General features: G+C 68.6%; 7 protein-coding genes. 2 read left to right on the top strand and 5 right to left on the bottom strand.

The genetic code is table 11. The features are described from left to right. Positions 1–123 precede the first annotated feature (123 nt). The 3 genes from APY03_RS30825 to APY03_RS30815 all read right to left on the bottom strand — a co-directional run bounded on the left by APY03_RS30825 (position 124) and on the right by APY03_RS30815 (position 3090). Positions 124–1026, bottom strand: a complete 903-nt coding sequence (locus tag APY03_RS30825; protein WP_068683099.1) for an alpha/beta hydrolase — start codon at positions 1024–1026, stop codon at positions 124–126. Positions 1027–1124: 98 nt separating this feature from the next. After that, on the bottom strand, positions 1125–2165 hold the full coding sequence (locus tag APY03_RS30820) for a Bug family tripartite tricarboxylate transporter substrate binding protein (protein ID WP_083944663.1): 1041 nt from the start codon (positions 2163–2165) through the stop codon (positions 1125–1127). A 10-nt stretch (positions 2166–2175) separates the two neighbouring features. Continuing rightward, positions 2176–3090: a hypothetical protein gene (locus APY03_RS30815; RefSeq protein ID WP_068683097.1), complete on the bottom strand. Its 915-nt coding sequence runs from the start codon at positions 3088–3090 to the stop codon at positions 2176–2178. 126 nt (positions 3091–3216) lie between these two features. Between APY03_RS30815 and APY03_RS30810 the strand changes: the two genes are divergently transcribed. Together APY03_RS30810 and APY03_RS30805 are read left to right on the top strand one after the other, a co-directional pair. Continuing rightward, positions 3217–4110 carry a LysR family transcriptional regulator gene (locus APY03_RS30810; protein WP_068683095.1) on the top strand — a complete coding sequence of 298 codons (894 nt, stop codon included), beginning with the start codon at positions 3217–3219 and terminating at the stop codon, positions 4108–4110. 126 nt (positions 4111–4236) lie between these two features. Continuing rightward, positions 4237–5217 carry a Bug family tripartite tricarboxylate transporter substrate binding protein gene (locus APY03_RS30805; protein WP_068683093.1) on the top strand — a complete coding sequence of 327 codons (981 nt, stop codon included), beginning with the start codon at positions 4237–4239 and terminating at the stop codon, positions 5215–5217. 104 nt (positions 5218–5321) lie between these two features. Here the strand turns inward: APY03_RS30805 and APY03_RS30800 are convergent, their stop codons facing one another. Both APY03_RS30800 and APY03_RS30795 read right to left on the bottom strand, forming a co-directional pair. Then, positions 5322–5798, bottom strand: a complete 477-nt coding sequence (locus APY03_RS30800; RefSeq protein WP_068683090.1) for a molybdenum cofactor biosynthesis protein MoaE — start codon at positions 5796–5798, stop codon at positions 5322–5324. A gap of 27 nt (positions 5799–5825) precedes the next feature. Further along, on the bottom strand, positions 5826–6077 hold the full coding sequence (locus APY03_RS30795) for a MoaD/ThiS family protein (RefSeq protein WP_068683088.1): 252 nt from the start codon (positions 6075–6077) through the stop codon (positions 5826–5828). Between the last annotated feature and the right edge of the window lie 2 nt (positions 6078–6079).

Here is a 6079-nt window from a genome sequence, read left to right as displayed (position 1 = left end):
AACTTGGTGGTGAGTTTGTCTTGGCGCATGAATGACTCCGAATTCCCCCGGAGGTAGGGGCCCGGACCGGCATTTCAAGCGCGTTGCGTGACTAAACCGGGCCCCATCGGCCTAGTTTGTGCTCTACGAGGACGAAGACAATGACGAAAAGAAATCCAGGATCTCGCGCCCGAGCCGCTCCTCGCCGCTGTTGAAATGGGCCACGATGGACATGTGGTTGTGCCCCCGCATCTGCAGGAAGCGCGGCGCGCGGCAGCGCGCCGCTGCCAGGCGATGCGCGAACTCGAGGCCATAGACATCCAGCAACGGGTTCTCGAATTCCGCGATCGCGATGAGGGTGGGGATCTCGCTGCGGCTCGCCAGGCGCATCGGAGCCCGAGCCTCGTGCAACGAGATGTCCTCGCCGAAATAAGCCCTGACGGCCGCCGCATTGGGATTGCGCGGGGACTGGTCGGCCTGCAAACGCGCGGAGATCAGGACGATGGCCTGCGCATGGCAGGCGCCGGGCCGCAGCGACGGGTCCAGGGCATGGCTGGCCACATGCGTACCGCCCGCCGAATGGCCGATCAGCAGGATTCGTTGCGGATCGCCGCCGTAGCGCGCCACGTTCTCGTGCAGCCAGGCCATGGCCTCGCCCACGTCCCGCGCGCCGGCTGGGTACGGGGCCTCCGGCGCAAGCCGGTACTCGATGTTGGCACCGACGAAACCCTGCCACGCAAACCAGTGCAGCACGTTGTCGTAGAGCTCGGTGCTGACGCACTTGTCGCCACGCACGAAGGCGCCACCATGGACGAAGGCGACGACCGGCGCGCGCGTCCCGCCGGCCGGGCTGAACAGATCGAGCACCTGGCGGGCATGGCCGCCGTAGGGGATGTTGCGCGTCACCGTCAGCGGCGCCTTGGGCGCTGCGGCCAGCAGCGGTGCATAGGCTTCCTTGACCTGCCGGCTGTGGCCCGGCAGGTCCTCTGCCCAACGCGGGCCGATGTCGGCCATCAGGGCGCGCAGCGCCTCGGGGCCTTCGATCATCGGGCAGACGCCGTGCTCATCGAGCAGACGCCGCGCTCATAAGGCAACCTCCTCGCCAGGCGCTGCGGTGCTGTGCGACTTGGAAGCGGCCCGGCTTCTCATTGCACCAGCCCGGCCTTCTTCACCACCGCCGACCACTTGGCGGTCTCGCTGCGCGTGAACTTCGCGAAGTCTTCAGCGCTGCCCAGCTCTGGTTCCGCACCCAGCTCCTGCAGGCGCTTCTGCATCTCCGGCGCCTTGAGCACGGCGTTGACATCGCTGTTGAGGCGCTCCAGCACCGGCGCGGGCAGGCCGGGCGGCGCGAAAACGCCGAACCACGCACTCACCTCGTACTCCGGCAGGCCGCTCTCGATCACGGTGGGCACGTCGGGCAGTAGTGCGCTGCGCGTCCTGCCGGTCAGGGCCAGCGCCTTGAGCTTGCCGGACTGCACATAAGGCAGCGCCGTGGCCTGCAGGTCGAACATCAGCGGCAGGTGGCCCGCTACCACGTCGTTGAGCGCGGGCGCACTGCCCTTGTAAGGCACATGCAGCATCCGGATGCCGGCGGCCGAGGCCAGCAGCTCGCCGGCCAGATGGTTGGAGGTGCCGGGCCCGGCCGAGGCGTAGCTCAGCTCGCCCGGCTTCGCCTTGGCCTGCGCGATCACCTCGGCAACGCTCCGGCCCGGGAAGGAGGGATGGGCCACCAGCACGAAGGGAATGGAGGCCAGCGGCGCGACCGGCGTGAAGTCCTTGACCGGGTCGTAGCCCACCTTGTTCATCGCGGGGTTGATGGCCTGCGAGCTGACCGTTCCCATCAAAAGCGTATAGCCGTCGGCCGGCGCGCCCGCCACATGCCTGGCGCCGATGGCCGTGCCGGCGCCGGCGCGGTTGTCGATCACCACAGGCTGCCCGAGCCGATCGGCCAGCTTCTGGCCCACGGTGCGCGCGAGGATGTCGGCCGACCCGCCGGCGGGATAAGGCACCACGATCGTGACCGGACGGTTCGGATAGGCGCCCTGCGCGCCCGCGGGCGGCGCGAGCGCGACCGCGCCAGCGATCGCCAGCGCGCAGCAGCCCAGGATCTTCAGCAGGCGGGTTACTGGAGTACCTTCGCCTTCGGCTACGGTGCTATTCGCCTTCGGAGCGGCCGTGCGGCTCATCGCGTACTCCTCAGTGCATCACCACGGCGGCACGGTCGACTTCCGGCACTTCCGGGATTTCTATGCCGTACGGCGCGACATCGCTTCGGATCTGCTCCAGCGCGCGTCGGATGATCGCGATCTCCTCGTCGGGATGGGTGGCGCCCAGCCCGTGCTCGGCGGCCAGCGCGCGATTGCGGCCGGCACGCGCGCGCTCGTCGTCCGGCAGGTTGACCACCGCATAGACCCCGTTGAGCAGGCTGCCGCGCAGCTTCTTGGCCACTTTCTCGCCCAGGAGCCGGCGGTCGTCGGCCGACAGCTCCGAGAAGAAGCGCCGCATGATGATGCGGCCGAACTGGATGTGCCGCGCCTCGTCGCGCAGGATCAGCTGGCAGGCGCTGCGGATCGATTTGAAGCGCGCGTTCTCGTAGCGCGCCTGCAGCAGTTCGCCCGAGAGCTGCTCGAAAAGCGTGTTGACCGCCAAGCCGGCGAAGAAGGACATCGCCTTCTCGTCGCGCTCGTCGTGGAAGCGCGGGATCACGGCCTTGAAGTAGTCGGCGCGCGGCTCGTCCTGGTAGCCGGCCAGGCCCCGCGCCACCAGGAACGATGCCTCGTGGTGGCGCAGCTCCTCGGCGATGAAGTTGACGATGTGCTGCTTGATCTCGAACGGCTGGTGTGCGAAGACCGCTTCGCGCAGGCGCTCGGTGCCATAGGGGATGGCGCCGTGCTCCATCCAGGCGCGCAGGCTCCACCACTCGGCACCTGCCTCGCGCACCTCGGCCGGAAGCTCGGCCTCGCGGAGGTCGGAGAAGTCGATGGCCGCCGGGTTCCAGGCCAGCTCGCGCGACTGCTCGCACAGGCGCCAGACCTCCGGGTATTCGATCTCGGACTTGATGGGGTACGGGTTGGGAACGGGTGTGAGTTCTTCGAGGAGGGATGGCTGCATCGTGAGGCTTTCGCAGGGGAATCGAGGACTTGCGAGACGCATGCTCCGGCATCGCGCGTGTTCCGTCCAATACCGTTTTCATGGCCTGGTGATAGGGCATCGCGATCACGCTCCTAGAATGACCCGATGGATCTTCGCCAGCTCCGGCAGTTCGTCGCGGTCGCGGAAGAGCGCAGCTTCCGGCGCGCGGCCGAGCGCCTGCATGTCTCGCAACCGCCGCTTTCCGTGGCCGTGCAGCGGCTAGAGGCCGAGGTGGGGGCGACCCTGCTGGACCGCACGCGACACCATGTACGACTGACGGTCGCCGGCGAGGCCTTCCTGCGCGAGGCCCGGCGCACGCTGGCCCACGCGCAGCTTTCGGTGGAGATCGCGCAGCGCGCCGCCGCCGGCAAGCTCGGCACTTTGCGCCTTTCGTTCGTGCCCAGCGCGGCGCTGGGCGTGGTGCCACAGTTGCTGCGCGCCTTTCGCGAGGACTACCCGGACGTCAAGCTGGTCCTTACCGGTGACACCACCGCCCACCAGATGGCCACCCTGCTCAGCGGTGCAACGGACGTGGGCATCGTCGTGCCGCCGCTGCACGACGCCGGCGACTTCCGGGTCCAGCCCTATTGCGAGCAGGAGCTCATGCTGGCAGTACCCGACACGCACCCGCTGGCGCAGCAACAGCGCGTGCAGCTGCGCGACCTCGCTTCCGAGAATTTCGTCGGCTTTCCCTTCAAGGAAGGGCCGGGGTTCGAGAGCGTGGTGATGGCGGCCTGCCAGGACTGCGGCTTCATCCCCCACTTTGTCGAGGTGGCGGCGCAGATGCAAACCATCCTCGCGCTGGTGGGCGGCGGGATCGGCATCGCGCTGGTGCCGCAAGCCATGCAGGCCGTGCAGACGGAGCACGTGAACTATCTCCAGGTGCGCCGCCGCCATGTGCCGGTGAAGTACCAGCTGGGGCTGGCCTTCCGCCCGTCCAACAACAACCCGGCGCTCGCTGCCTTCGTCTCGATGGCGCACCGGCTGCGCCGCCGCTGAAGGCCGATTCCACTCGCTGGGCTCGTTCAGAATAGCGGCCTGCCGGACGGTGGGCACGTCTGTTGCTCGCGCCCTCGTCTCGTTCCCTTTTTACATCGACTGGAGTCGCTCATGTTCTCTACAAGGATGCCGCGTGCATCGCGCCGTGTTTTCGCGCTCGGGCTGGCCGCCGGGGTGGCGAGCCTCGCAGGCCTCGCGCAGGCGCAGCAGCAAGGCGCACCGATCAAGCTGCTGGTCGGCTTCCCGGCCGGCGCCGGCACCGACGCGATCGCGCGGACGCTGGGTGAGAAGCTCAAGGACCAGCTGGGCGCGCCGGTGGTTGTCGAGAACCGGGCCGGCGCCGGCGGCCAGATCGCAGCCCAGGCGCTCAAAGCCGCGCCGGCCGACGGCCACACGCTGCTGCTGTCGCACGACCACACCATCTCGATCCTGCCGCAGGTGGTGAAGAATCCCGGCTACAACTCGGCCTCCGACTTCGTGCCCGTGGCCGGCTTCGCGACCTTCGCCAACGTGCTGGCGGTCTCGGGCGGAACGCCGGCCAAGAGTCTCGACGAGTACCTGAAATGGGTGCGCACCCAGCGCGGCGGCAAGGAAACCATCGGCGTGCCCGCGCCGGCCTCGATCCCCGAGTTCCTGGTGAAGATGATCGGCACCAAGTACAAGATCGACGTGCAGGCGGCGCCCTACCGCGGCAGCGCACCGATGACGGCCGACATGCTGGGCAACCAGATCAGCGCCGGCATCGCCTCCGTGCCCGACTTCATCGAGAACCACCGGGCCGGCAAGCTCCGCATCGTGGCCACCATCGGCGCCAAGCGCCAGGCGCTGCTGCCGCAGGTGCCGACCTTCACCGAACTGGGCTTTGCCAACCTGGAGGACCTGCCGTACTACGGCGTGTTCGCGCCGGTGGGCACACCGCAGCCGGTGATCGACCGCTTCGGCGAGGCGCTCGCCAAGGTGCTGGCCATGCCCGACGTGAAGCAGAAGCTCACGACCATGGGGTTGACGGTGGCGTACGAACCGCAAGGGCAGTTCGCAGGCCGGGTGCGCAGCTACACGCAGACCTGGGCGGGCATCATCAAGGCGAGCGGCTTCACGCCGCAGTAGATGTCAGCCCCGCGGCTTTTCACTTCGCGGCGCTACGTGTAACTCCACCCCCCGAGGGGGAGGCGCGGCCCGCCTTGGGGTGGCCCTGCGGCGGCCGCAGCGGTCTAGGCGTTGCCGGCCTGGATGCCCCAGCGCGCCAGGGCGGCATCGTCATCGACGCGCGCATCGACCCAGCGCGCGCCCGCAGGCGTCTGTTCCTTCTTCCAGAACGGCGCCTGGGTCTTCAGGTAGTCCATCAGGAACTCGCAGGCCTGGAAGCTCTGGCCGCGGTGGGCGGAGACCACGGCCACCATCATGATCTGGTCGAGGGGCTGCAGGAGCCCCACACGATGGATCACGCGCGCGCCAAGGATGTCGAAGCGGCGATGGGCCTCGTCGATCATCGCTTCGATGGACTTCTCGGTCATGCCCGGGTAGTGCTCGAGCTCCATCGATGCCACCGCATCGCCGTCGTTGCGGTCGCGCACGGTGCCGACGAAGCTGCAGACCGCGCCTACGCGCTTGTCGTCCGCGCGCAGCGCGGCGACCTCCCTGGCGAGGTCGAAATCGGCTGTCTGGATGAAAACGCGCGGGCCGTTCATGGCGGGATTGTGGCACCGCGCCGACGCTCAGCCCCCGGTCACCGGCGGGAAGAAGGCTACTTCCTGGCCCTCGCGCAGCGCGGCGCCCTCGGCGCTCATGACCTGGTCCAGCGCCATGCGCACCGCCTTGCCGCGGGCCAGCGTGCTGGCATGCGGCTCGCCGCGTGCGATCAGTTCGTCGCGTAGCGCGCCGAGATCGGCGGCGCGGGTCTCGACGGTTTCGCTGCCGGTCCCGAGGGCCTCGCGCACCGAGGCGAAGTAGCGCACCGTGATCCTCATGC

This window comes from Variovorax sp. WDL1 (assembly GCF_001541225.1).
GTDB lineage: Bacteria > Pseudomonadota > Gammaproteobacteria > Burkholderiales > Burkholderiaceae_C > Variovorax.
This window is presented reverse-complemented; position numbering and strand designations above follow the sequence as displayed.

Excerpts from the sequence above, each read along its gene's own strand:
- APY03_RS30825 (WP_068683099.1), bottom strand. The coding sequence starts at position 1,026 with ATGATCGAAGGCCCCGAGGCGCTGCGCGCCCTGATGGCCGACATCGGC.
- APY03_RS30820 (WP_083944663.1), bottom strand. The coding sequence starts at position 2,165 with ATGAGCCGCACGGCCGCTCCGAAGGCGAATAGCACCGTAGCCGAAGGC.
- APY03_RS30815 (WP_068683097.1), bottom strand. The coding sequence starts at position 3,090 with ATGCAGCCATCCCTCCTCGAAGAACTCACACCCGTTCCCAACCCGTAC.
- APY03_RS30810 (WP_068683095.1), top strand. The coding sequence starts at position 3,217 with ATGGATCTTCGCCAGCTCCGGCAGTTCGTCGCGGTCGCGGAAGAGCGC.
- APY03_RS30805 (WP_068683093.1), top strand. The coding sequence starts at position 4,237 with ATGCCGCGTGCATCGCGCCGTGTTTTCGCGCTCGGGCTGGCCGCCGGG.
- APY03_RS30800 (WP_068683090.1), bottom strand. The coding sequence starts at position 5,798 with ATGAACGGCCCGCGCGTTTTCATCCAGACAGCCGATTTCGACCTCGCC.
- APY03_RS30795 (WP_068683088.1), bottom strand. The coding sequence starts at position 6,077 with ATGAGGATCACGGTGCGCTACTTCGCCTCGGTGCGCGAGGCCCTCGGG.